This is a genomic window from Pseudogemmobacter faecipullorum (genome assembly GCF_020539525.1).
Classification (GTDB): Bacteria; Pseudomonadota; Alphaproteobacteria; order Rhodobacterales; family Rhodobacteraceae; genus Pseudogemmobacter; species Pseudogemmobacter faecipullorum.
Map to the genome: position 1 here is coordinate 1 of NZ_JACDXX010000022.1, position 22242 is coordinate 22242.

The following is a 22242-nucleotide window of genomic DNA, read 5'->3' on the forward strand; positions in this document are numbered from 1 at the left end:
GCCGACGACGGCCAACCTCATCGGCGGCGAAAATCTCGATTGGTGAAACAACTGAAGCGCATGCCATAAGGCAATGCCTTAAGACCATTTGCTCAATCAGAGCAGACGGCCCTCACCGCAGGCTTACGCATGGACTGCGCAAAGCAACTTGCCGCAGGCTTGCTGAAGCAGGCTGCACACCACACCAGATTATGGCTATCTCAGGTCATAAGTCGCTTGCCGAAGTGACCCATTACACGGTCGCGGCAGGCCGAAGAGACCTCGCAGCGCAGGCAATGCTTGCGCTCGGGAGGAAATAAGGATGATTATGAACTGTCAAACCTAACAACACGGCTTGACAAACCGCTCTGTAAGCGGCTGACAAATATAGGATATTTTGATAAAATGGCGGACAGTGAGTCCGACAAATCCAGAATACAATCACATAAAATCATTTGTTATCAGATACTTAAGGAAAACTCGTATAGCTAAATGTATAGCAAAATGTATAACAATTCCTCTTGCGCCTTGAATCAACCTATGGGATTCTGTTCCGGTAGTATTCTTACGAGTTTCGCATGGGTATCATGTCCAGCCTCGCCCGCATTGCCGGGCGAGGCGTTTCCGAACAGAAGTCAATTCGCCTGACCGATCCGGCAGCCTTGCCGCTGTTCGGCATCGCCCCTTCCGCTTCGGGTGTAACTGTCACCGCCGCCAGTGCCATGCGCGTTCCTGCTGTGCGCCGGGCCGTGTCGCTGATTGCGGAATCCGTCGCCACTCTGCCGTTCAAGACCTATGCCGAGAGCAAGGACGCGGCGAAGGATCACCCGTCCTATTCGCTGGTGCATGACTGGGCCAATGACTGGACCAGCGCCGAGGAATTGCGCGAACTTCTGACCGCCGATGCGCTGCTGACCGGCCACGGCTTTGCGCAAGTGGTCCGCGTGGAAGGCCGTCCGGTCGAACTTCACCGCATGGACCCCGGCGCGGTCTCTATCGAATATGACGACTTTGGCGAACCGTCTTACCGGGTGCAGCTGAAGAACGGCGGCAATGCAGTTCTGGCGCACCATGATGTTTTGCATATCCAAGGCCTGCGGGGCGTCTCGCCTGTCGTGCTGGCCCGCGAGGCTATCGCGCTGGCGCTTGCTGCCGAGGGTCATCTGTCCGGCTTCTTCAAAAATGGCGGGCGACCCTCGGGCGTGATCCTTCATCCCAACAAGCTGGAAGCCGAGACCATGAAGAAACTGGCGACCAGCTGGTTTCAATCGCATGGCGGCGAACAGTCTGGCTCTACCGCCATTCTTGATGAGGGCATGACCTTCAAAGAGATTGCGGTGAAGCTGGCCGATGCCGAGTTTTCCGAGGTCCGGCGCGAACAGGTGCGCGAGATCGCCCGCGCCTTCAATGTGCCGCCTGCGCTGCTCTATGAACTGTCGCGTGGCACTTGGTCCAACTTTGAACAATCGCACCGCGACTTCCTGACCGGCACCCTGCGGCCTTGGATCGCGCGCTGGCAGGCCGCCTATACGCGGGTGCTTCTGGCACCCGAGGAACGCGGTGCCTTCTATATCGAAGCCACGCCCGACGATCTGCTGTCGGTGGAGTTCGCGGCCCGCGCCACGGCTTACAGCCAATACCGCGCCATGGGCGCCATGACCGCCAATGAGGTGCGCGCCGGTCTGAACCTGACCGCGCTGCCCGAGGGCAATGAGCTTTCCAACCCCTTCACCACCACGCCCGGCGCAGCCCCCGCACCGGACGCCCCCAAGGATTCCCAAGATGAATGACCAGATCAGCCACCGCGCTTTCTTTGGTGATGCCGAATATACCTTCACCCTGACCGACCCCATGCTGGCCGAGCTGGAACAGATCACCGGCCTTGGTGTCGGTGCGCTCTATTTCCAAATGCTCAATCTGGCCTATCCCGCCGAATATCTGCGCGAGATCATCCGCCTTGGCCTGATCGGCGGCGGCATGAACCCCGAGCAAGCCAAGCGCCTCTGCGATGCCTATGGCGTCAACCGCCCGCTGGCCGAGGTGCTGAGCCTCGCCTTTGAGATCATGGCGGCCCGCTGGGGTGCCAAGGCCGATGAAGCCCTGCCGGTGGCCGCATGAGCGACCGCATCGAGATCAAGGCCGCGCTGTCGGTCTCGGACGCTGGCGAGATCAGCGGCACCGCATGGCCCTTCGGCTCGCCTGACCGCGTGGGCGATGTGATCGAGAAAGGCGCGTTCACCGGCCCGGCCACGCTGCCCATGCTTTTTGCCCATGATCAGGCGCAGGTGATCGGCGTCTGGGATGAATTCGCAGAAACCGATACCGGCCTGACCGTCAAAGGCCGCCTGTTGGTGGATGAAGTTGAACGCGCCCGCGAGGTTCGCGCCATGGTCAAGGCGGGCGCGGTCTCGGGCTTGTCCATCGGTTTCGTCACCAAAGACGCAAAGCGCCACGCCAAGGGCCGCACGATCAGCGCCCTTGAACTGCATGAAATCAGCATTGTTGCGGTCCCGGCCCATCCGGGTGCGCAGATCACCTCTGTTAAATCTGTATCGAGTGAAAAGGATACCCTCTTGGAAAACCAAGAAACCCAAACCCCGGCCAATGCGCCGGAAATCGACCAAAAGGCCCTGAACGCGGTTCTGTCGCGTCTCGACAAGCTGGAAGCCAAAGGCCAGCGTCTGGGCGCACCTGCCATTGTGCAGGGCGATGCCGACAAGAAGGCTTTCGTCAGCTTCCTGCAATCGGGCCAGATCGACCAAAAGGCCCTGACGGTTGCCGCCGATGCTCCGGCCTATGTTCTGGCCCCGGAAGAAACCTCGGGCGAGTTCATCCGCAATCTGGTCGAGTTCAGCCCGATCCGCGCGATTGCCGATGTAAGGACCACCGCCAGCCATACCATCCTGCTGCCCAAACGCACCGGCATCACCAATGCCGTCTGGGTGGGAGAGACCACGGCCCGCACCGCCTCGGAACCGACCTTTGACCAGTCTGAGATCACGGTGAAGGAACTGGCGACCTATGTGGACCTGTCGCTGCGGATGCTGGAGGACTCGGGCAACGTGGAGGCAGAGGTTCGCCTTGCGCTGGCCGAAGACTTTGGCGCGAAAGAGGCCACGGCCTTTGTGAACGGCACCGCTGCGACCGAGCCGGCCGGCTTCATGACCGCTGCGGGCATTGCCGAGGTTGCCAACGGCCACGCCACCAACCTCTCGGCTGATGCGCTGATCAACCTGTTCTATGCGATGCCCGCCACCTACCGGAACCGCGGCTCCTGGGTGATGAACGGCACCACGCTGGCGACCGTGCGCAAGCTGAAAGACGGCAACGGCAACTACCTCTGGCAGCCGAGCTATCAGGCGGGCCAGCCGGAAACCATCCTCGGGCGTCCGGTCGTGGAAGCTCTGGATATGCCGAATGTGGTGGCCGCTGCCGCGCCGATTATCTTCGGCGACTTCAAAGCGGGCTATCGCATCTATGACCGCGTGGCGCTAGATGTGATGCCTGACCTGCTGACGCAGCGTATCACCGGCCTTGCGCGCTTCCATGCGCGGCGCCGCGTTGGGGCAGGGGTCGTGCGCACCGATGTCTTCCGCAAGCTGAAGATGGCCGCGTAAGCCATGGCGAAGGCGCTGCGACCTGTAACGGAAGTCCTACTGCAAATCGGCGTTCATGCCGTGACGCTGCGGGCATCCTTGCAGGTGGCGGTCGCCCTTGAAGCTCTGCCGGGCGGTATCGCATCCCTCTGGGATGGGATCGCCCGCCAGAAGATCACCGCGCTGCATTCGGTCATTCGTGCTGGTGCGACCGATCGGCAGGAAGCGGAAAAGCTTCTGGCCTATGCTGCAGGCCTTCCGCTTGTGCAGTTTCTTGGTCCAGCACAGGCGGCCTGCCTCGCCCTTCTGGCGTCCATCCTTGCGCCAGCCGAGGGCGAGGCAAGCCCTTCACCAGCCCGACAAGCCGAGCGCATGACCCTGGCCCGGTTCTTCACCGAACTGTTCAGTCAGGCAACAAGCTGGCTGCGCTGGCCCCCCTCGGAAGTCTGGAACGCCAGTGTGGCCGAGATCGTCACCGCGCTAGAGGCCCGCGCCGAGCGTGAACTGCGCCAAGCTGGCATCCCATCAGACAAAGCCGGAGGCGCAGAAGTATATTCCAAAGAACGCCTGCGCCAGATTGATGAACAGGGGTTCGATCCCGAATTTGACCGGGCCGGACTGGCCCGCCTGAGAGCTATGTGAAATGCGCACTATTCACCTTTACGGCAACCTTGGAAAATCCTTTGGTCATCGCCACGACTTCGCGGTTGAGACCGTCCCCGAGGCCATTCAGGCCTTGCGGGCAAATTTCTCGAACTTCGCCAACTTCATCCGCGAAGGATTCTATCGCGTTGTCGTGGGTAAGACCCAGAAGAACGGCATGGAGCTTGGCGAAGATGATCTGCCCGGTTTCAAACTCGGCAAGCAAGACCTGCACATCGTCCCGGTGCTGAAAGGTTCCAAGCGCGGCGGTATCGGCAAGATCATCGCGGGTATCGCTCTGATTGGCCTTTCTGCTTTCGGTGGCGCTGCCCTGGCTGCGCCGCTGTTTGCAGGCGGCACTATGTCAATGGCTTCGGTTGCAGGCTCATTAGGCACGGGCCTTTTGCTGACCGGCGTGGCCTCGCTGCTTGCGCCGCAACAAAAGGTTGAGAGCGAAGATCAGAACTTCACCTCATCCGGTCCTGTCAACACCACCCGCGAAGGCGGGATCATTCCGATCGTATACGGCGAAGTCATCTGCGGCGGCACCATGATCAACGGCATTCTGACCACCAAGGTGGGTCCGAAGGGCAAGCAAAAGCAACCCTTGAACATCAATACGCTGTTCGGTTCGTTCGTTGGCAACGCGACAGACGAGAAGAAATCCAATGACACCAGCAGTGGCTCCAACCCTCTGCTTCCGCTTTTCAGCCGCGAAGAGCGTTAATGCCTGCACCACCGCGCCTTTGTTCCTGCGGTGCCATTGTGGCCGCTGGCAGCCTCTGTGCCTGCCAGCGTGACCGTATCCGCGCCCGAGGCCGTCGCCATGATGCCCAGCGACCAAACAGCCGCCAGCGCGGCTATACGCGCGAATGGGAGGCACTGCGGGCCGAGTTCCTGCGCCTGCACCTGACCTGTGCTTTCTGCGGCGGTGAGGCCGAAGTGGTGGACCATATCAAGCGCCACCACGGCGACCGCGCACTGGTGATGAACTGGAACAACCTGCAGGCGCTGTGCAAGCGCTGCCATGATTCCGAGAAGCAGCGGCAAGAGCGGGCCAATGTCGGAACGTGAACAGTCTCACTGAGCCAGCGAATGCCCAAACTCCAAGCAATCAAAAAGAAGCAAGTCTTGTCAGTAGTGAACGATGCCGCTGCGCCCATTCTTGAGCGTGAAGGTGATCGAGCTTTGGCCTGCTTGCACATAGCCGCGGCGCAGGTGCGGCACGGTGATCAGAGCGTAGCCGGTCTGGCCGTTATCGCAGGCGAGCGGCAGGCGCGCTGTGGTGGTGTAGGGCGTGTTCAGGTGCTTGTTCCAGTCGAGGGTCGTCTTGCAGCTCCAGCCCTCCGGGGAGATCAGCGTGAAATCCTCAAGGAAGCCTGGATGCACGACGCGCTGAATCACGACTGGCGCGCCATCAGACATCTTACCCGTCATCCCGGTGGGCTGCGAACAGGCTGCAATAAGTAAAAGCGGGATGAGGGCAAGTTTCTTCAATTATCTCTCCTAAGGCTGACCCTTAGATATGAAAGTTTATCACCCATTGCAATCTACGCGCCTATGAGGCCGAAGGGGTGAGTATGTGTATATTTTTCAGCGGTGTGCGAAATGGGCGGGCCAATGTCGGAGCGTGAGCTTTGGCAGGAAGTGCTTCTGTGTGCGATCAATGACGCCCTGAACGCCCCCACGACAAGCGCAGGCGAGTCCCGGCGCATCCAACAGGCCCATGAAGCTCGAGCCTACCTGACGACCCCTAGCGATGATCTGGCCGAGGTGTGCAGCCTTGCTGGCATTGATATGGATGCGCTGCTTGATCGGATGCAGAAGCGTCTGGCCGATGCCCACCCGCTGCCGCCTCGGCCAAAGCTGCCACCGGCCAGAATCCAACCGACCCGAACACGAAACAGGCGGTTGGAATACGATGGGGAAGCGCTGACCGTCAGGGAGTGGTCAGAGCGCACAGGCATTTCAGCCGGTGCGATACATGCGAGATTGCGCACTGGCTGGACGGTATCGGATGCGCTGACGGTTGCGCCCGATGAATCGCATAAGCGCCGAGGCCAGATGAACTCCAAGACCATCACACATGAGGGAGAAGCACGGACTTACCGGCAATAGGTTGAGTGCACCGGCGTGAACTGGTTCACCATCTGCAATGGGGTGGATAAGGGCAGGTCGGTGGATGAGGTGCTCCGCCCCGACGATCTGCGGGGCGCGTATATGAAGGGATATGCAGATCCGCGTTAAATCAAGTCGTCAATGACAGTTCGTTTTCTTACGTCCAGAGAAATCGGATCGGTGCCGATAACGACATCCAATGCTCTCAGCTCATCCAGCGAGTAGTCGAAGCTTGCGATATTGCCACAGAAGTGATTTTTCAGGGTCGCAACCATTACCTTCTTAGGCCCCCAAAATGTTCGGTTCTTCATGGTCATCAGTATTCGTCTCGCACCTACATCTACCTTGCTTCTCTTCGAAAGACCTATAATGGACTTTTCCATCCCTTCAAGAGCGGTATTGTGATGGTCAATTCCAAAGTAGTGACTATGCGTATGCTGGATATTTGAGACGTTCGATGTCCCAATCATTACCACCTCTTTGTTCTCATCCTCAGGAAACTCAGATTCATATCTAAGGTAAGCCTCGGTTGCTGCATCCGAATCCCTGCTGACCATTTCCCAAGTAACGAAGTTTCCGTCTGTCCAGTCAAAAACCAAGATCCAGTTATTAAAATGGCCGGCCTTACTTTTTTCCATCTGACTCATGGACAATATGACATTCTCATTTATGAAGCCAGAGATCTGCCCTTTACGTGATGCAGAGTTTATTATCGCCTCCGCCATTTCCCTCTTCTCCTGGAGGGTTAATTCCATCTTTGTCGGTATTTGGCGGCTAACTTCCACTTCGTGAAGACAGTTTGAAAACTCCTTGAAGTAATCTATGACAAGCGGATCTCCTTCTTTTTCTTTGAGGCGAAATCCATAAATTACAGATGTTCTTTCGATACTTTCCGACCAGTAGTGCTGGATTTTACTACGTATCTGGAGTTCCAACATTTTGCCGGACACTTCTAATATTATATGCAGGGCGCGATAGCCGGTATCATCTCTTCCCGCTTCCCTGTAGTCGGTTACTCGCGCTACCTTTGCGAAATTGCTGTCATTAAGTTTACCGGATATGAAGTCAAAAAGTTTATTAACATCATTGTTGTCATCAACAATGATCCTGCATCCGCCGATATCCTGCAGTTGAGTAAGTCTAACGCTAAATCTGTTAAGTTTTCGTAATATCTGAGGCTTTCTTTTAAGCCTTTGAGCTATATAGTAGTCGCCACCCCTCTCTTGCAGCCATCCTTGAAGCTCAAGAGTTAGTTTCGTCAGGGGATCCAAGTGCTTCTTTCGATATTCATCGAAAACCCCCTCGAGTTCAAGCATTTCCTCATCATAGTCACGATTTGAATCGCTAAGGTATCGTCCGGCTTTATCAATTTTAGTCTTTGATGTCATTTTCAAATTCACCCAGTTTTGGGTAAGATAGTCGTAAACCTGTCGGGAGAGTCAAATGCTATTCGTGCTGTCGAGGTGCGGGTAAGAAATGATATGCGGGGGGGGGGGTATCTCTCAATTTCCACTCTATTCAGGGAACCGGCGTGTGGTGCTGCGCGCAAGATACGCCGGAATATAACTTTTTCAGGATTCACACGCTGCGCGGGTAATGTTACATTATAACAGTTAGTGCTGTTGTGAGTGTTCCATGTCCGTTCCCTTGCCCCTCATCCGGGCGCACCTGAATCTTGACGACGACCGCGACCCAGATCTGCTGAGCCACTATGCCAACGTGGCGGCGCTCTGGGTCGCGGCCTATACCGGGCAACCCTTCACCGCTGACAACGCGCTGATGGTGCAGGCAGCCCTCCTGCTGGTGGCGCACCAGTATGAGAGCCGCGAGGGCGTGACCTTTGCCAGTCCCTATCAACTCCCCTTCGGCGTCCATGACCTGCTGTCGCCGCTGAAAGAGCGCGTAACCGGCTACCAGCCCGACACGGTGGCCCCGTAATGGCCCGCTATGTCCAAGGGGCCGATGCGCTTAAACGCAAGCTGGCGGCGCTTCCGGCTGCTGTGGCTGCCGCCCTGAACCCTGCCTTGAAGAAATCTGCCGAGGAAATCGCAGCCGATGCCCGCGCCTTGGCAGAGGCTTCACGGCGCACGGGCAGCCTTGCGGATTCGATTGATGCCACCGGCCCCGGTGAAACCACGCCCGCCTATGCTGCCGATGGTGGCAAGCGCACCGCCGAGGATGGGCAGGCATTCGTCACGGCAGGCAGCCCCGAGGCCCGGCATGGCCATCTGGTGGAGTTCGGCACCGAGGAACGCCACCACAAAGACGGCACCAGCACCGGCACCATGCCCGCTGAGCCGTTCCTGCTGCCCGCGTGGCGGCTGAATATGACCCGCGTGAAGAACCGCCTGCGCCGTGTGATCCGCGCCGAGGCCAAAAAGGTGGCGCAGCAATGACCGATCCGAGTCTGTCGCTTCAAACCCTGATCGGTGATCTGCTTGCAGCCGATCCGAAGATCACCGGGCATGTGGACCCGGTGAATATCCGGGCCGGTGCCATTCGCCCCGACAATCTGCCTGCAATTGTGCTGGCACCCGCACGGGTGGCCTTTCTGGGCCATGCCTCGGGCGGCCATGTCGTGGCCGAGGTCCGCATGATGCTGCACCTCTGGGCCGTGGAGGATGGCAGCACGGTTGCGCAGGCCGTTGCGGGTGCCGCGATGCTGGCCCTGATGGATGCGCCCCGGTCCGATGGCTTTGCCATTGATGACTGGCAGCGCCCGGAACTGGTGTGGATGCGCGACCCTGCACCCGAGCGCAGTTACACCCATGGCACCATCGCTCTGCGGGCGGTGCTGCGGTGGAGGGCTGAATGATGCGGGCCGGAAAACTGCAACATCGGATCGAGCTGCAACGCCTTTCTGAAAGCCTCGGACCGAACCGGCAGGCGGTGCAGACCTGGACCACCTATGCCAGCGGCAAGGCCGAGCTGCGCCAGTCGGGCCTGTCCGAGTTCCTGACCACCTTCGGCGAAGGCATGAGCAATAACGCGGTGTTCCTGCTGCGCTGGCTGCCCGGCGTGGCCGTGTCTGATCGCATCCTGCATGGCGGGAAGGTCTGGAACATCGTCGCCATTGCCGAAATCGGGCGGCGCAAAGGCATCGAGCTTCGGGCGGTGGCAGCATGAGCAAGCACCTGCGCGGCGTGAAGCCCGCACCCGCTGTCGATGCCGAGGCCCTGACCAAAGCACCGCCTGCACCGGCTTGGCTGACCAGCCACGCCAAGGCCGAGTGGCGGCGCATCATGCCGCAACTGATCGCCCGGCAGATGATCACGCGGGCCGATCTGGCAGGCATCGAGAACTATTGCGTGGCGGCGGGCGCGGTTCGCCAGATCGCGGATATTCTTGCGTTGAACCCGGTGCCTGACCTGAAGCTGGCAGGGTTGCAAATCCGCTATGCGCAAACAGCCCGCCAGCTTGCCGCTGAATATGGCCTGACCCCGACTAGCCGGGCGCGGATGGGGGCTGCCCCTGAAGCCGAGGATGACACCGACAACCCGCTGGCGGTGGCATGATGGCAGGTAGCACCTTCCCGGCGTGGGTATTTGATAATTCGCCCATCCCTGACCCTCTCGAGCATGGAGAGCGGGCGGTTCAGTTTCTGAGGCTTCTGCGGCATCCGAACAGCAAGGCGAAGGGTCGCGGCTTTCAGCTCTACCCTTGGCAGGAGCGGATTGTGCGCATGATCTATGGGCCTCGCAACCCTGACGGCAGCCGGATCGTGAAGACCGTTATGCTGTTGCTGCCTCGGGGCAACCGCAAGACCAGTTTGGCCGCTGCCTTGGCGTTGCTGCACTTGTTCGGCCCGGAATCCCGCGCTGCCGGGCAGGTGCTCTTTGCCGCCTGTGACCGCGAACAGGCGTCCATCGGTTTCCGTGAGGCCGCCAATATCATCCGCGAAGATCGCCGCCTGCTGGATGCGGTCAAAATCCGCGATGCCTTCAACAGCAAGAAACAGATCACCTATCTGCGGAACGGCACCACGCTGACCGCGCTGGCCTCGGATGGCGGCGCAGCGCATGGCCTGACCCCGAGCTTCACCCTGATTGATGAGATCCACGCCTGGAAAGGCCGCGACCTCTGGGAAGCGATCAAATCAGGTCAGGCTAAGACCGACGACACGCTGATGGTCATCGCCACCACGGCGGGGCGCGGTGCTGAGGGGCTGGCGGCTGATCAGTTCAATTACGCGGTGCAGGTGGCAAAGGGCGAGATCGTCAACCCCGAGTATCTGCCTGTGCTGTTCATGGCGGAACCGGATGACGATTGGCGGGATGAACAGGTTTGGTGCAAGGTGAACCCCGGCTTGCCCTTTGGCTTCCCCTCACTCTCGGGCCTGCGGGCGCTGGCGAAAGAGGCCGAGGGCAACCCGTCCGAGCTTGCCAGCTTCCGGCAATTCAACCTGAACATCTGGCAGGCCAACAGCCGTGACCCGCTGTTTGATCTGCCGACCTATGACGCCCGCAAGCTCGATGATGATCCTGCCGACCTTGAAGCACTTCCGGCCTATATCGGCGTGGACCTGTCGCAGACCGGCGACTTGACTGCCGTAGCGATTGCCTTCCGGCACCCGGATGGGCAGATCACCTTGCGCAATACCTGCTTTGTGCCGGGTGCCGATCTGGAAAGCCGCGCGCACCGCGACCGCGCGCCTTACCAGCAATGGGCTGACCGTGACCTGATCCAGCTTTGCCCCGGTGGCGTGATCGACCAGCGCCAAGTTGAAGACCATATCCGCGAACTTTGCGGCACCTATGACGTGCAAGAGATCGCGGTGGACCCCGCGCTGGCCCGCGTCTTGTCGCAGAACCTGTCCGATGATGGCCTGCCGGTGTTCACCCATCCGCAAAGTGCGGTGATCATGTCCGAAGCCACCGGAAATCTGGTGCGCGTGGTGAATGGCGAGATGATCCGGCATGACGGCGACCCTGTGCTGCGCCAGCATTTTGACAATGTGGCCGTGAGCCAGAACCCGCAATCCGGCTTGGTGCGGATGCACAAGCAGCGCAGCAATGGCCGCATTGATGCCGCCGTTGCATCGGCCATGGCAGTGTCGCGCGCCGTGACCGCCCACAACAAGAAATCCCGCTATGATGACCCGGATGTTCTGGGCCTGACCACGATTTAAAAGGTAACTGAGTATGTCCGACGCCGATATGATGGGCTTGATCATCAAGCTGGAGGCGCAGACGCGCAATCTTCAGCGCGACTTTGCCCGCGCCAATTCCATCCAGGCCCGCGCTGCGCGGCAGATGGAGGCCAAAGCGAAGCAATCCGCCGACAACATCGCCAGAACCTATGAGGGGCTGGGCGGGCGTATCGGCAATGCCTTCAGGAATATCAGCTTGCCGCAGGTGGCGGGGATGCTGGGTATGGGTGCAGGCATCGGCGTGGCCGGTGCTGTCGGCGCTGTGCGCAACCTCACCAAAGAGATGGCAGAGCTGTCCAATGAGGCGAAGCGCGCCGGGATCGGCCTTGAAGCGTTTCAGGAGTGGAAGTTCGTCGCCGAGCAGAACCGCATCGGTATCGACGCCCTGACAGATGGTTTCAAAGAGCTGCATATCCGGGCGGGCGAGTTCTTCCTTGATGGGACTGGGGCCGGTGCGGAAGCCTTCAAGAAGCTGGGCTATTCCGCCGAGGAACTGAAAGGGAAGCTGAAAGACCCCTCAAACCTGATGGTGGAAATCCTCGAGCGGTTGTCTCAACTGGATCAGGCCAGCCAGTCCTTCCTTCTTGAAGAAATCTTTGGCGGGGCCGGTGGCGAACAGTTCTCTGCCCTTCTGGGCCAGGGTGAGGCAGCCCTGCGCCAGACCATCCAGCGCGCCCATGAGACCGGCGCGGTGCTGGATGAGGAACTGATCCGCAAGGCCGCCGAGGTTGACGCTAAATGGCTTGCCATGACGGCAACCGCGTCCAACTGGGCAAAGGCTACAATTATCGGGCTTGTCGCCACCGGAGCCGAGCTGGTGGACCTGCGGGCCAGGATGGATGAGCTGTTCCCGGATGAGGCCGCAGGGCGGGCTGTGCTGGGTGATGGCGTCTATGACGCTCTGGCGCAGGACCGTGACGCGCTTGAAGCTGTCTCGCATGATGTGGAGGCGCTGCGGGCGCAATACGACTCTCTGGGACATGAGGCGATTGGGACCGCCAGCCAGATGAGCGCGCTTGCCGATCAGCTCGACGCCATGGGCATGGCAGATCAGGCGGCTATTATCCGCAGCTATGCGGAGGGGCTGCGCGAGGTGGCGCGGGACTATGCACAGGGCGCAATCACCGCCGATGAGTTCGCAGAGAAGATTCAGGCGGTGCAGCGTGATGCAGAGACCGCTTTCACGGCTCTGCAGGACGTAGACGGCGTATCCTTCACCCGCGCCATTGCTGAAATGCAGCGCATGGGCGGTGTCATGACTGGCCTGATCGGTCTGGCAAGGACGCTGCGCGGCTCACTGCCCGGCGCAGCATCGCCCACTGACCCCGCCACGCCAATTGTCGGCACTGTCGACAGCCTGATGCCGCCGAACCCGGCCACCTATGTTGCCGCCAGCCCGCGCCCCAATGCCCGCCCGGATGGCTGGGAAGCAGATATGGATGGCGATGGTGTTCCGGACGCGCTGCAGGAAAGCAGCAAAAGCAAGGGCGGTGGCGGTGCTACCGCAAGTGATGAATTCGCCCGCGTTGTCCAGGGGCTGAACCAGAAGCGGATCGCTCTGGAGGCCGAGGCGGTGGCGCTTGTCGCGGCCCGGGAAGCCGGGACCGGATATGCTGATGCGATTGAACTGGCCCGCACCCGCGCCGAGCTGCTGAACGCGGCGCAACAGGCCGGGAAGCAAATCACGCCCGCCCTGACCGCCGAGATTGACCGGCTGGCACAGGCCCATGTGGCGGCTGGCAATGCAGCCCAGAAGGCAGCCGATGATCTGCAGGCGGTGGAGGATCGCGGCAAGAAAGGTGCTGATGCGCTGTCGGACGTGTTTACCAGCGTCCTGACCGGGGCTGCCTCTGCCGAGGAAGCACTGGCCGGTCTGCTGATGGAAATCGCTAAGGCGCAATTGAACAAGATGTTCGTGAACATGTTCACGGGCGGGGCCGGTGGTGGCATCGGTGAGTTCGTCGGCGGGCTGCTGGGCTTTGCCGATGGCGGATTCACCGGGCCGGGCGGGAAATACGAACCGGCGGGCGTGGTCCACAAGGGGGAGTATGTGTTCTCGAAAGAGACGGTGCAGCGCCTCGGGGCTGCGAACCTCGACAGACTCCACCAGAGCGCCCGCAAGGGCTATGCAAGCGGCGGGCTGGTCGGTGACGCCGGAAAGATCGCACAGGCTGCCAGCGCGCGTTCTGTGGACTCTGCGAGGGCATCCGCACCGCAGATCACGATCAGCGCCCCGGTGACGGTGAATGCCAGCGGTGGAACGCCCGAAGCAAATGCCGATCTGGCGGCACAGGTCGCAAAGCAATCCGAGGCCATGTTCCGGGCGCTGGTGCAGAACGAGATCGTCAAGCAAATGCGACCGGGCGGCATGTTGCGCTGAGACTCACGGAGAGGGCGCAGGAGCGCCCCTGTGGTGCCGGGTGCGGGTGTGAGCGAAAAGAGGGGTCACGCGCCTGTGCGACCCCTCTCTGAGTCTCTGCGGGCCTGTAGGTATGGAGCCGGGGCGCGGGGCTTATCATCCCGAGGGAAGGAGAGCGGGCGCAGCCCGCGATACGACCGGGAGAGGGTGTGTCAGATTTCCTGTCCACGCTTCCGTAAAGAATAAGATACTTAATAAAAGAGTAACTATACATATACGGAGACATGGACAGGAAATCTGACGCTCCCATCCTCAAACCCGCCTCGGGATTACAAAGCTTGCGCCAAAACTCGGACAGGAAATCTGACGCGAGTGATTAAGTGTCGGGATGCTACTTGAACATAGGAACACCAGTGCCTATATATGGGCGGTGAGCAATCTATCAAATGGTGTCGTAAATGTCCTTTAATCTCAAGCTGCCGGATGAACGCGGCAAGCAACTGCAACTGATCGCCGAAAACGAGGGGAAAACTGTTGTTGATGTGATCACTGATTTCATCCGGTCCAAAGTCGCGGCGGGCGTGATCCCTGCCGATCTGCCCTTTGCTGACACCAAAAAGACTCCCGACGGCGTGGCAGTGGTGCTGCCGGGGTTCTCCGGCGAGGTTCCGGTTCAAGAAGTGCCAGCCTTGGCCGATGTCCTGCGCGATGCTGCAGAAAAACTGACCCCAGCCGATATTGAGCGAAAGCACCGGCTCATTGAGGGCATGGCCGCGCTGACCGGCATCAAGGTGAAGCGCATGGCGCAGGGTGTGAAACTGATTTCACCGATCACCGGCCAAGAGTATCCGCTCGCTTTTGGCGTCGCCGCTGATCTTGCGGACCAAATCGAGCGCGCCGCAGAATAGAGAAAGGGCCAGCGCGCCAACGCTGACCCTTTCGGAAGTCCAAATCCAAGGCTGAATCTATGTCCAATCCGACGGATACACAAGCGCTGCATGCCGCGCTCATGGTTGAAATGTCTGGCACGAAGCCGGGGTCTAGCAAGAAGGCGACTCCTGAGAGCAAGGCACGCCTGCGCGCAATCTTGGCTGATCTTGAGAGCAAGGCCCAGGTGGACGCGCAGTCTAAGGCGCATAGCAAAGCGGTTTCCAATGACGGAGCCGATAGCGTTAAATTCCATCGCGATTATCAAAAGTATGGTGAGCCGTCCGGTTTGACCTTGGCTGAATTTGCCGACGTCTGGAAGCTGCGGCAGAAAGTCGTGATGTATTACAACCGGCAAGGCCGGGAAGTATTCAAATCGGCATACAGCCTTTGGAAAGACGCCACGAGGCAGCGGCTGAAGCGTCCGCCGCGCAAGAATGCGGATCTGTCTGGCATGAATGCTGATGAGAAGCGTCTGCATCGGCGCCCACAGAATGCCAAGTCGCAGCGAAAGTTGCGCGCCGAGAAAAGGGCGCATGAGGAACTTCGCGCTGGAGCCGCGCGCCTGCTGACCGATGATGAACTGCTATACATCGCAGAGGCAGAGGCTGCACCGAAAGAGGTGGATCAATACTTGGCTTCGCTCGGTGCGGCCGAGGCAGCCGAGTGAAAGTAGGTCGCAGCTATCTAGCTATCTAGCTATCTAGCTATCTAGCTACCTAACTAATTGAAAATATTTATAAATTAACAAAATGTGCTTGCGGTCTGTTTGGCGTTCGGCCTAGATTCCTGTCATTGAAGCAAACTTGGAATGCCACGACATGCCGACCTTTCTCTCGACCGAAACCTACCACCGCCTGCTGGCTGATCTGTCCGGCGCGTTCATGGCTGCGGCTACCAGCAGCGGCGCAGACCTGAACGACAAGCTGGCCGAGGCGCTGGCCTGTGCGGGCGTGCTGCCTGAGGCCTGCCGGGGGGATTTTGAGAATGTGGTAGGGATGGCCAAGGCCGCGTAACGCAGACTGACCACTACCAAAACGGGCTCACCACGCGCCCGTTTTTCTTTGGCCCTGATGCGACACACTGCCCGGACTGCCGTAAAGGTATGTAGCAGGTTGGCGCACCTGATGGTCTCAGAACCCATGAATGCGCTGCGATTAGTCGGTGAGTGCGCGGCGGCATTGCCAGAACCCCGACACGGCACGGCGGCTCTACTCCGAGCGGCGCGGTGCTGAGTAACCTTACTTATGCTGATGGGATGGGCGGACCTTTCGCCCATCCCGCCCAACCCCCTCAATGAACAGGTGATGCCGTGACCAGCATAGAATAATTGCGCCCGAGGCTGCCCTATGTCTGCCCATGTCACCCTTGCCGAACTACAAAAAATGCACCGCATGGCTGCCGCGCTTGTTGTGGCCGATCCCGTCTATCTGCCGGTGTTCGAGCGCATCGAGCAGGAACTTGCGGCCTATGAGGCCAAAGACGATGCCGTTAGCCGCGCCCGCGCCATTTCAGCACGTTACAGAGCGGCAGCTTGAAGAAGCTGCTGTTTGTGTTCCAGCGTGGCACCATCCCCATAGCGTTCACGGTTCAGCCGATGGCCGAACAGATCGCGCCTGATCCGATCATCAATCCCGGCAGCAAGCATCCGATCTTCAAAAGCATGGCGCAGTGAGTAAAGCGTGTGGTCCGGGCTTTCCATCAAACCGTTCTCACGCAAGAACTTGTTGATAGTGGCCGAAAGGCTGGCGCTGCTTTCCCGATATCGCGGGAACCCCTCGGGAAACGCCCGCAAGGCATCCAGCGATATGCCAAGCAAGGGAATGGTGCGCTTGGCATACTTGCTCTTCACCTGCCGTCCTTCCGGCTCGATCGATATATGCGGCACGTTGTGTGCCAGCCGGATGGTGTTGGCAGATAGCGCCGCGAGTTCCGAGGGGCGGCAGCCAGTGTTCACCATCACCAGCAAAATCGCCCTGGCTTCGGGGTTCAGCCCGTCCAGCGCACCCGGCGCGGCCAACTTCTCTGTGATCCATTTGGCCGAGAACGGCGGGCGAACCTTTGCATCACCTTCTTTGAACGCCAGATCGGTGAGCGGCAGCACCAGCCCGAGGCGCTTCATCCGGTTCACGGTTTTCAGAGTGTCGCCAAGGTGGATCAGGTCTTTGTTCGCGCTGTTCGGGGTAAGGTCTTCCTCTTCCAGCCGTTCCATCCACCAGTTACGGAAATCCAGCATATCGTCGCCGGTAATATCCTTCATTGCCTTGTCACCTACTACTGCGACAAAGTTCTTAACAGCTTTGATTCTCGGATTTTTCCAGCGCCGGATCTGATCCTCTGACTTACCTAGGATCTTATCCTTGGCCAGCGTCCAATAGAGGTCCAGCGCCTTCGTGACGGTAAGGGGCGGCTCTTTCGCGCCACCAAGCAGCGCTGAGGCTTCCAGCAAGTCGGGGCTGTCGGGCCGATCCTTGAAGCCGGGAACCGCGGCAAACCTGTCGCGCAATTCTTCAACTGGGAGCTTGGCGACTTGATCGGCCCGCATGTATCGGAAGCCCCTAGCCTCTGCCAGATCACGGGCGGCGGCAAAGCGCTGATCAGCATCCGCGCTGTCACCAGCAAGCTTTGCTTCCCATGCCGCCAGCATCTGTTCCCATGTAGCGGCCTCTTTGGTTTTGGCAACCGAAGGGGAATCTGTGTGCAGACTGATCCAGACGAACTGGCGCGGCTCTACTGAGGCGTAACGCTTGGGAACCCGCTTATAGAGATAGAGGGTTCCTTTCACGGAACCGTTTCGCGTCTGAATTGCCATAGCCTTGCCCCGGATGTTCAAGGGCAAGTGTAACACAAAATGTAACGCAAAATGTATAGCAGATTTGAGGCACTATCGGCGCCAAAGAAGGCTAAACCATTTTAATTCAATGGGTTAACAACAATCACATATGTGTGAATGGCGGACAGTGAGGGATTCGAACCCTCGAGACGGTTCCCCGCCTACACACTTTCCAGGCGTGCGCCTTCGACCACTCGGCCAACTGTCCGTGCGGCGTTGTCTATACTCAGGCAGCGGGGGGCTTCAAGACCGATCTTCACTCAGCATGTTCTTTTCACATCAAAAAAGCTAAAGGAGAGCCCTGTTGGTTCCGCGCGGCCCTTTCAGATCTGAAAACCCCGCTCAGGCCCGGGGCGCAAATGGGCCGGCTGCGGCCCGAAAGTGGAGATCCGCTCGCCGCTGTGCCGGCAGCCTGCCCCACCGGGACCGCCCGGGTCCGGATGCCACGCCGCAGCGCCTGGCTGAACACCGGGGGAAGTCAGCGCTGAGACAGGGCGGGGCGAGACCCGCCCTGCCCCAGCAGCACAGAACGCCACCTTGCCTGCAGCACCGGCAAGCCCCGGCTTCAGAAACAGTCGCCGACCTCGCAACCACATCTGCCCCTTCAGTTCCTGTGACTGGCTCCTGTGACTGGTGCCTGCGCGCCGCCCTGAGCAGAAGCAAGCACGCTTCCCGATCCTGCCGACGAGCCGGGGCATGGGCATGGGCAACAGATGGCGCCCTGGTCCGTCGGAGCAAATGAGGGATGCGCGGTAAATCTTCCTGTCGCGTTGCAACCGCGCTCGGCCGGTTGCAAAGGTCATACCTGCTGCCGGACCTGCAAGGTGCGGGGCCATCTTTCAGATCAGGCGCGCAACCTGAGCAGGTTCCGCGGCTCCCTTTCCGCGGCCCCGCAACTGCCCCCTGGCTGCGCCTTGCGGCACAGCAGCCTGTCATCCCTGGCGCCAGCCCCGTCCCTCGCCCTAAGACCCTGGCCCGAACCACCGGCAGGCGCGCGCAGCAAGGCTGGCCGAGCAGCCTGCATCGCGCAACCGGCTGCTCTGCGCATCACCTGGCCCGGAATGGCCTGCTGCAGCCTCGCGGCACCGGAGAGATCTTCTCTCCCCCAAAACGCTGCTGCAGCAGCCCAGATACCTGCCCCCTGCCCGGCTGCCTCCCGCTGATCGGGGCTGCAATCCTGCTGCCACCCTTGACCCCGCCACGCAGATCCCGCTCTATCGCCGCCAGGATGACTTCAGAAAGATCCCTTTATGTTTTCGAAAACCGGCGATCCTGTAACCGAGCCGCAACCGCGCAGCGGCGGCACCAATGCAAGCCGCTCGGTGCTTGGCACTGATCTGAAGATCACCGGCGAGATCACCTCGACCGGCGCGCTTGAGGTTCTGGGCGAAATTGACGGCAATATCACCGCCGACAGCCTGACCATCGGTCCCCAGGGCCGGGTCTCGGGCTCGGTCACGGCCAAAAGCGTCGAAGTTACCGGCCAGCTCGAGGGTCGCGTGGAAAGTGCCAGCTTCACCCTGCGCGCCTCGGCCCAGGTCACGGCCGATGTCAGCTATGAAAAGCTGGTCATCGAAAGCGGTGCCACGATTGAGGGCCGTTTCTCGCGCCTCAAGGGCTGATCCCGCCCGAAGAGACCCGAAGCGAGCTGCCCCCCAGGGGCAGCCACACTGCGCCGGGGAAAGCCCGGCGCGCAGCAAAAGTCCGCTCAGAATCCGCCCTGCCGGCACAGCTCAGCTCAGAGTCTTTTTCCAGGGGCTGAGCGGTTTCTCAGTGCAGACCGATCTCGGCCAGGGCCCGCGCCATCTCGGGCGGCAGGGCCTCCTCGCGGGAGCTGCGCCCCTTTGGCAGATCGCGCGGCGCCTCTTCCGCTGTCAGATAGCGCCAGCCCTGAAACGGGCGCCGCGCCGCGCCCTCGGTGCGGATGATCTCGGGATCAAGCAGCAAAGCGCAGCGGCTGATGCCATCGCCGGTCTCAACCCGCTCCAGCCCGGTCAGGCGCTGGCGGCACAGCACCACCCCCCTGATCACCCAGTAAAGCGAGCCGCCGGCCAGCAGCTCCTGCTCGCGTTTGGGCCACATCCGGGTGACATGCACCGCCTGTCCCGCAGGCCAGGCTCCGGCATTCTGCTTTTGCCAGAGTTCCAGATCCTCGACGCTCTCGGCACCGACACACAGCTTCAGAAGGTTCACGAATCCCATGGGGCAATCATATCCCGCCGCTCTGCCGCCGCAAGCGGCCTGGCCGGATTGACCGTCACTGCCGCCGATCCTATTCTGCCTCTCCCGCAGCGCCCCGGCCCTGCCGCTCTGACTGCTGTCTGACTGCCCCTGCTGCGACCGGCCTGAGAAAGGGTCTCCGGATGCGTGATGCCAGTTCAGCCTTCCCCAATGCCATCTCAGAGCAGATCTGGGATATGAAATACCGGCTGAAATCGGCGGATGGCACGCCGCTGGAAGCCGGTGTTCGCGACAGCTGGGCCAGGGTGGCGCGCGCGCTCGCCGCGCCCGAGGCCGATCCCGCAGCACGCGAGGCCGAATTTACCGCCGCGCTGGAGGGGTTTCGCTTCCTGCCAGCCGGACGCATCCTTGCGGGCGCGGGCACCGGGCGCGGCGTGACGCTGTTTAACTGCTTTGTCATGGGCACCATTCCCGACAGTCTCGAGGGCATATTTCAGGCGCTGAAAGAGGCGGCGCTGACCATGCAGCAGGGTGGTGGCATCGGCTATGACTTCTCGACCATCCGGCCCAGAGGCGCGCTTGTGGCCTCGGTCGCGGCCGATGCTTCGGGGCCTTTGTCCTTCATGGATGTCTGGGATGCGATGTGCCGCACCATCATGTCAGCCGGCGCGCGGCGCGGCGCGATGATGGCCTGCCTGCGCTGCGATCACCCTGATATTGAGGCCTTTATTGCCGCCAAAGCCGATCCGGCGCGGCTGCGCAATTTCAACCTTTCGGTGCTGGTCAGTGATGCTTTCATGGCGGCGGTCGAAGCCGATGCTCCCTGGGAGCTGCGCTTTGGCGGCGAGAGCTACCGCAGCCTGCCGGCCCGCGCGCTCTGGGATCAGATCATGCGCGCGACCTATGATTTTGCCGAGCCGGGGGTGATCTTCATCGACCGGGTCAATCAGATGAACAATCTGCATTATGCCGAAACGATCAGCGCCACCAATCCCTGTGGCGAGCAGCCGCTGCCGCCCTATGGCGCCTGCCTGCTGGGCTCGATCAACCTCGCTGCACTGGTGCGCGAGGCCTTCAGCGATCAGGCCCGGATCGACCCGGAGGAGCTGGCAGGCCTTACCGCCACGGCGGTGCGGATGATGGATAATGTCATTGATGTCTCGCGCTTTCCTTTGCCGCAGCAGCAGGAAGAGGCCCGGGCCAAACGGCGCATCGGCCTCGGTGTCACCGGCCTGGCCGATGCGCTGATCCTGTGCCGCCTGCGCTATGGCAGCGCGGCGGCGGCGCAGCAATGCGAGGACTGGCTCGGCCAGATCAGCCGCGCCGCCTGCCTCGCCTCGGTCGGGCTGGCGCGCGAGCGCGGCCCCTTCCCGCTGTTTCAGCCCGAGGCCTATCTGGCCTCGGGCAATATGCAGCGCATGGAGGCGCAGATCCGCGCTGCGGTGGCGCAGGACGGGATCCGCAATGCGCTTCTGACCTCAATCGCGCCGACCGGAACAATCTCGCTTTATGCCGGCAATGTCTCATCCGGGATCGAACCGGTTTTCGCCTGGGAATTTCGCCGCAAAATCCTGCTGAAAGACGGCAGCCGCGCAGAGCAGCTGGTGCAGGATCCGGCCCTGGCGCTGTGGCGGGCAAGATTCGGCGCCGCCGCACTGCCCGATTATTTCGTCACCGCCCAGGACCTCGGGCCGGAAGATCACATCCGGATGCAGGCGGCGGCACAGCGCCATATCGACAGTTCGATCTCGAAAACCATCAATGTTCCTGAAGATATCAGTTTTGATGCCTTCCGCGATGTCTATCGCTCGGCCTGGGAGCAGGGCTGCAAGGGCTGCACCACCTATCGCCCCAATGCGGTGACCGGCGCGGTGCTCGCGGCCAGTCCCGCGGCTGAGGCCAGCCCTGCCCCTGCCGCGCTCCCGGCCAGCCATGACACACCGCTGCCCCGCCCCGCCACCCTCTCGGGCGAGACCTATAAGATCCGCTGGCCCGGCTCCGAACATGCGCTTTACATCACCATCAATGACATTGCCGAGGCCGGGCAACGGCGGCCGTTTGAGCTGTTCATCAATTCAAAAAATATGGAAAATTTCGCCTGGACCGTGGCGCTGACCCGGATGATCTCGGCGGTGTTCCGGCGCGGCGGCGATGTCTCTTTCGTGGTGGGCGAACTGAAGGCCGTGTTTGATCCGCGCGGCGGGGCCTGGATTGAGGGCAGCTATATCCCCTCGATTCTGGCCGCCATTGGCGGGGTGATCGAACAGCATATGATCGCCACCGGCTTTATCACCGCTGAGCGGCCGGGCCCCGTCCCGGGGGAGGCGAGGCCGCCTTTCACCCCGCCGCACGGGGCCCGGCCTGGCAAGGCCTGCCCGGCCTGTGGCGGCTTTGATCTGCGCCAGGCCGAGGGCTGCCTGACCTGCAATAGCTGCGGCTATTCAAAATGCGGCTGAGG

At 60.7% G+C, this 22242-nt stretch carries 25 protein-coding genes and 1 tRNA gene; 21 read left to right on the plus strand and 5 right to left on the minus strand.

What is annotated here, in order from left to right; genetic code table 11:
• The first annotated feature begins 95 nt into the window (after window positions 1-95).
• The 7 genes from H0485_RS17955 to H0485_RS17985 all read left to right on the plus strand — a co-directional run bounded on the left by H0485_RS17955 (window position 96) and on the right by H0485_RS17985 (window position 5291).
• The gene (locus H0485_RS17955; protein WP_226937345.1) at window positions 96-299 is read left to right on the plus strand and encodes a tyrosine-type recombinase/integrase; all 204 of its coding nucleotides are present in this window, start codon (window positions 96-98) and stop codon (window positions 297-299) included.
• Between the two features lie 258 nt (window positions 300-557).
• Window positions 558-1769 carry a phage portal protein gene (locus H0485_RS17960; RefSeq protein WP_226937305.1) on the plus strand — a complete coding sequence of 404 codons (1212 nt, stop codon included), beginning with the start codon at window positions 558-560 and terminating at the stop codon, window positions 1767-1769.
• Entirely contained in the window at window positions 1762-2097 is a 336-nt protein-coding gene (locus H0485_RS17965; RefSeq protein ID WP_226937306.1) for a gene transfer agent family protein, read from the plus strand. The genes H0485_RS17960 and H0485_RS17965 overlap by 8 nt, the downstream gene beginning before the upstream one ends.
• Window positions 2094-3596, plus strand: coding sequence for a phage major capsid protein (locus H0485_RS17970; RefSeq protein WP_226937307.1), 1503 nt, complete (start codon window positions 2094-2096; stop codon window positions 3594-3596). The genes H0485_RS17965 and H0485_RS17970 overlap by 4 nt, the downstream gene beginning before the upstream one ends.
• Before the next feature lie 3 nt (window positions 3597-3599).
• The gene (locus tag H0485_RS17975) at window positions 3600-4217 is read left to right on the plus strand and encodes a hypothetical protein (protein WP_226937308.1); all 618 of its coding nucleotides are present in this window, start codon (window positions 3600-3602) and stop codon (window positions 4215-4217) included.
• 1 nt (window position 4218) lies between these two features.
• Entirely contained in the window at window positions 4219-4944 is a 726-nt protein-coding gene (locus tag H0485_RS17980) for a tail assembly protein (protein WP_226937309.1), read from the plus strand.
• Window positions 4944-5291, plus strand: coding sequence for an HNH endonuclease (locus tag H0485_RS17985; protein ID WP_226937310.1), 348 nt, complete (start codon window positions 4944-4946; stop codon window positions 5289-5291). Before H0485_RS17980 ends, H0485_RS17985 begins: the two co-directional genes overlap by 1 nt.
• 60 nt (window positions 5292-5351) lie before the next feature.
• Here the strand turns inward: H0485_RS17985 and H0485_RS17990 are convergent, their stop codons facing one another.
• Window positions 5352-5714, minus strand: a complete 363-nt coding sequence (locus tag H0485_RS17990; RefSeq protein WP_226937311.1) for a hypothetical protein — start codon at window positions 5712-5714, stop codon at window positions 5352-5354.
• A gap of 123 nt (window positions 5715-5837) precedes the next feature.
• Between H0485_RS17990 and H0485_RS17995 the strand changes: the two genes are divergently transcribed.
• Entirely contained in the window at window positions 5838-6335 is a 498-nt protein-coding gene (locus tag H0485_RS17995; protein ID WP_226937312.1) for a hypothetical protein, read from the plus strand.
• Window positions 6336-6460: 125 nt separating this feature from the next.
• On the opposite strand, the gene H0485_RS18000 is transcribed toward H0485_RS17995, so the two are convergent.
• Window positions 6461-7723: a RelA/SpoT domain-containing protein gene (locus H0485_RS18000; protein ID WP_226937313.1), complete on the minus strand. Its 1263-nt coding sequence runs from the start codon at window positions 7721-7723 to the stop codon at window positions 6461-6463.
• A gap of 247 nt (window positions 7724-7970) precedes the next feature.
• Between H0485_RS18000 and H0485_RS18005 the strand changes: the two genes are divergently transcribed.
• The 11 genes from H0485_RS18005 (at window position 7971) to H0485_RS18055 (ending at window position 16308) form a co-directional block, all read left to right on the plus strand.
• The gene (locus H0485_RS18005) at window positions 7971-8273 is read left to right on the plus strand and encodes a head-tail connector protein (RefSeq protein ID WP_226937314.1); all 303 of its coding nucleotides are present in this window, start codon (window positions 7971-7973) and stop codon (window positions 8271-8273) included.
• On the plus strand, window positions 8273-8731 hold the full coding sequence (locus H0485_RS18010) for an HK97-gp10 family putative phage morphogenesis protein (protein ID WP_226937315.1): 459 nt from the start codon (window positions 8273-8275) through the stop codon (window positions 8729-8731). Before H0485_RS18005 ends, H0485_RS18010 begins: the two co-directional genes overlap by 1 nt.
• Window positions 8728-9150 carry a tail completion protein gp17 gene (gene gp17 / locus H0485_RS18015; protein WP_226937316.1) on the plus strand — a complete coding sequence of 141 codons (423 nt, stop codon included), beginning with the start codon at window positions 8728-8730 and terminating at the stop codon, window positions 9148-9150. Before H0485_RS18010 ends, gp17 begins: the two co-directional genes overlap by 4 nt.
• Window positions 9147-9461 (plus strand): phage head closure protein, encoded by a 315-nt coding sequence (locus H0485_RS18020; protein ID WP_226937317.1) that lies wholly within the window; start codon window positions 9147-9149, stop codon window positions 9459-9461. The genes gp17 and H0485_RS18020 overlap by 4 nt, the downstream gene beginning before the upstream one ends.
• Window positions 9458-9850 carry a phage terminase small subunit P27 family gene (locus H0485_RS18025; RefSeq protein WP_226937318.1) on the plus strand — a complete coding sequence of 131 codons (393 nt, stop codon included), beginning with the start codon at window positions 9458-9460 and terminating at the stop codon, window positions 9848-9850. The genes H0485_RS18020 and H0485_RS18025 overlap by 4 nt, the downstream gene beginning before the upstream one ends.
• The gene (locus tag H0485_RS18030) at window positions 9850-11463 is read left to right on the plus strand and encodes a terminase large subunit (RefSeq protein WP_226937346.1); all 1614 of its coding nucleotides are present in this window, start codon (window positions 9850-9852) and stop codon (window positions 11461-11463) included. The genes H0485_RS18025 and H0485_RS18030 overlap by 1 nt, the downstream gene beginning before the upstream one ends.
• Window positions 11464-11476: 13 nt before the next feature.
• Window positions 11477-13864 carry a phage tail tape measure protein gene (locus H0485_RS22035; RefSeq protein ID WP_435531519.1) on the plus strand — a complete coding sequence of 796 codons (2388 nt, stop codon included), beginning with the start codon at window positions 11477-11479 and terminating at the stop codon, window positions 13862-13864.
• 437 nt (window positions 13865-14301) lie between these two features.
• The gene (locus H0485_RS18040) at window positions 14302-14751 is read left to right on the plus strand and encodes a hypothetical protein (RefSeq protein ID WP_226937319.1); all 450 of its coding nucleotides are present in this window, start codon (window positions 14302-14304) and stop codon (window positions 14749-14751) included.
• 59 nt (window positions 14752-14810) lie between these two features.
• Window positions 14811-15440 (plus strand): hypothetical protein, encoded by a 630-nt coding sequence (locus tag H0485_RS18045; protein WP_226937320.1) that lies wholly within the window; start codon window positions 14811-14813, stop codon window positions 15438-15440.
• Between the two features lie 151 nt (window positions 15441-15591).
• Complete coding sequence (locus H0485_RS18050) at window positions 15592-15786, plus strand: hypothetical protein (protein ID WP_226937321.1); 195 nt, start codon at window positions 15592-15594, stop codon at window positions 15784-15786.
• Window positions 15787-16119: 333 nt separating this feature from the next.
• The gene (locus tag H0485_RS18055; RefSeq protein ID WP_226937322.1) at window positions 16120-16308 is read left to right on the plus strand and encodes a hypothetical protein; all 189 of its coding nucleotides are present in this window, start codon (window positions 16120-16122) and stop codon (window positions 16306-16308) included.
• On the opposite strand, the gene H0485_RS18060 is transcribed toward H0485_RS18055, so the two are convergent.
• Together H0485_RS18060 and H0485_RS18065 are read right to left on the minus strand one after the other, a co-directional pair.
• Entirely contained in the window at window positions 16290-17582 is a 1293-nt protein-coding gene (locus H0485_RS18060) for a site-specific integrase (protein ID WP_226937323.1), read from the minus strand. The genes H0485_RS18055 and H0485_RS18060 overlap by 19 nt on opposite strands.
• A 139-nt stretch (window positions 17583-17721) precedes the next feature.
• Window positions 17722-17811 (minus strand) — tRNA-Ser (locus H0485_RS18065).
• 1042 nt (window positions 17812-18853) lie between these two features.
• On the opposite strand from H0485_RS18065, the gene H0485_RS18070 reads away from it, so the two are divergent.
• Entirely contained in the window at window positions 18854-19225 is a 372-nt protein-coding gene (locus H0485_RS18070) for a bactofilin family protein (protein WP_226937324.1), read from the plus strand.
• 148 nt (window positions 19226-19373) lie between these two features.
• On the opposite strand, the gene H0485_RS18075 is transcribed toward H0485_RS18070, so the two are convergent.
• On the minus strand, window positions 19374-19805 hold the full coding sequence (locus H0485_RS18075) for a DUF1489 family protein (RefSeq protein ID WP_226937325.1): 432 nt from the start codon (window positions 19803-19805) through the stop codon (window positions 19374-19376).
• A gap of 161 nt (window positions 19806-19966) precedes the next feature.
• Between H0485_RS18075 and H0485_RS18080 the strand changes: the two genes are divergently transcribed.
• Window positions 19967-22240: an adenosylcobalamin-dependent ribonucleoside-diphosphate reductase gene (locus H0485_RS18080; protein WP_226937326.1), complete on the plus strand. Its 2274-nt coding sequence runs from the start codon at window positions 19967-19969 to the stop codon at window positions 22238-22240.
• Window positions 22241-22242 lie beyond the last annotated feature (2 nt).

What these genes read in the sequence shown, in the direction of transcription:
- H0485_RS17965 (WP_226937306.1), top strand. Translation starts at nt 1,762, where the DNA reads ATGAATGACCAGATCAGCCACCGCGCTTTCTTTGGTGATGCCGAATAT.
- H0485_RS18045 (WP_226937320.1), top strand. Translation starts at nt 14,811, where the DNA reads ATGTCCAATCCGACGGATACACAAGCGCTGCATGCCGCGCTCATGGTT.
- H0485_RS18020 (WP_226937317.1), top strand. Translation starts at nt 9,147, where the DNA reads ATGATGCGGGCCGGAAAACTGCAACATCGGATCGAGCTGCAACGCCTT.
- H0485_RS17960 (WP_226937305.1), top strand. Translation starts at nt 558, where the DNA reads ATGGGTATCATGTCCAGCCTCGCCCGCATTGCCGGGCGAGGCGTTTCC.
- H0485_RS17980 (WP_226937309.1), top strand. Translation starts at nt 4,219, where the DNA reads ATGCGCACTATTCACCTTTACGGCAACCTTGGAAAATCCTTTGGTCAT.
- H0485_RS17970 (WP_226937307.1), top strand. Translation starts at nt 2,094, where the DNA reads ATGAGCGACCGCATCGAGATCAAGGCCGCGCTGTCGGTCTCGGACGCT.
- H0485_RS22035 (WP_435531519.1), top strand. Translation starts at nt 11,477, where the DNA reads ATGTCCGACGCCGATATGATGGGCTTGATCATCAAGCTGGAGGCGCAG.
- H0485_RS17985 (WP_226937310.1), top strand. Translation starts at nt 4,944, where the DNA reads ATGCCTGCACCACCGCGCCTTTGTTCCTGCGGTGCCATTGTGGCCGCT.
- gp17 (WP_226937316.1), top strand. Translation starts at nt 8,728, where the DNA reads ATGACCGATCCGAGTCTGTCGCTTCAAACCCTGATCGGTGATCTGCTT.
- H0485_RS18000 (WP_226937313.1), bottom strand. Translation starts at nt 7,723, where the DNA reads ATGACATCAAAGACTAAAATTGATAAAGCCGGACGATACCTTAGCGAT.
- H0485_RS18030 (WP_226937346.1), top strand. Translation starts at nt 9,850, where the DNA reads ATGGCAGGTAGCACCTTCCCGGCGTGGGTATTTGATAATTCGCCCATC.
- H0485_RS18055 (WP_226937322.1), top strand. Translation starts at nt 16,120, where the DNA reads ATGTCTGCCCATGTCACCCTTGCCGAACTACAAAAAATGCACCGCATG.
- H0485_RS17995 (WP_226937312.1), top strand. Translation starts at nt 5,838, where the DNA reads ATGTCGGAGCGTGAGCTTTGGCAGGAAGTGCTTCTGTGTGCGATCAAT.
- H0485_RS18005 (WP_226937314.1), top strand. Translation starts at nt 7,971, where the DNA reads ATGTCCGTTCCCTTGCCCCTCATCCGGGCGCACCTGAATCTTGACGAC.
- H0485_RS18070 (WP_226937324.1), top strand. Translation starts at nt 18,854, where the DNA reads ATGTTTTCGAAAACCGGCGATCCTGTAACCGAGCCGCAACCGCGCAGC.
- H0485_RS17975 (WP_226937308.1), top strand. Translation starts at nt 3,600, where the DNA reads ATGGCGAAGGCGCTGCGACCTGTAACGGAAGTCCTACTGCAAATCGGC.
- H0485_RS18040 (WP_226937319.1), top strand. Translation starts at nt 14,302, where the DNA reads ATGTCCTTTAATCTCAAGCTGCCGGATGAACGCGGCAAGCAACTGCAA.
- H0485_RS18080 (WP_226937326.1), top strand. Translation starts at nt 19,967, where the DNA reads ATGCGTGATGCCAGTTCAGCCTTCCCCAATGCCATCTCAGAGCAGATC.
- H0485_RS18050 (WP_226937321.1), top strand. Translation starts at nt 15,592, where the DNA reads ATGCCGACCTTTCTCTCGACCGAAACCTACCACCGCCTGCTGGCTGAT.
- H0485_RS18075 (WP_226937325.1), bottom strand. Translation starts at nt 19,805, where the DNA reads ATGGGATTCGTGAACCTTCTGAAGCTGTGTGTCGGTGCCGAGAGCGTC.
- H0485_RS18060 (WP_226937323.1), bottom strand. Translation starts at nt 17,582, where the DNA reads ATGGCAATTCAGACGCGAAACGGTTCCGTGAAAGGAACCCTCTATCTC.
- H0485_RS18010 (WP_226937315.1), top strand. Translation starts at nt 8,273, where the DNA reads ATGGCCCGCTATGTCCAAGGGGCCGATGCGCTTAAACGCAAGCTGGCG.
- H0485_RS18025 (WP_226937318.1), top strand. Translation starts at nt 9,458, where the DNA reads ATGAGCAAGCACCTGCGCGGCGTGAAGCCCGCACCCGCTGTCGATGCC.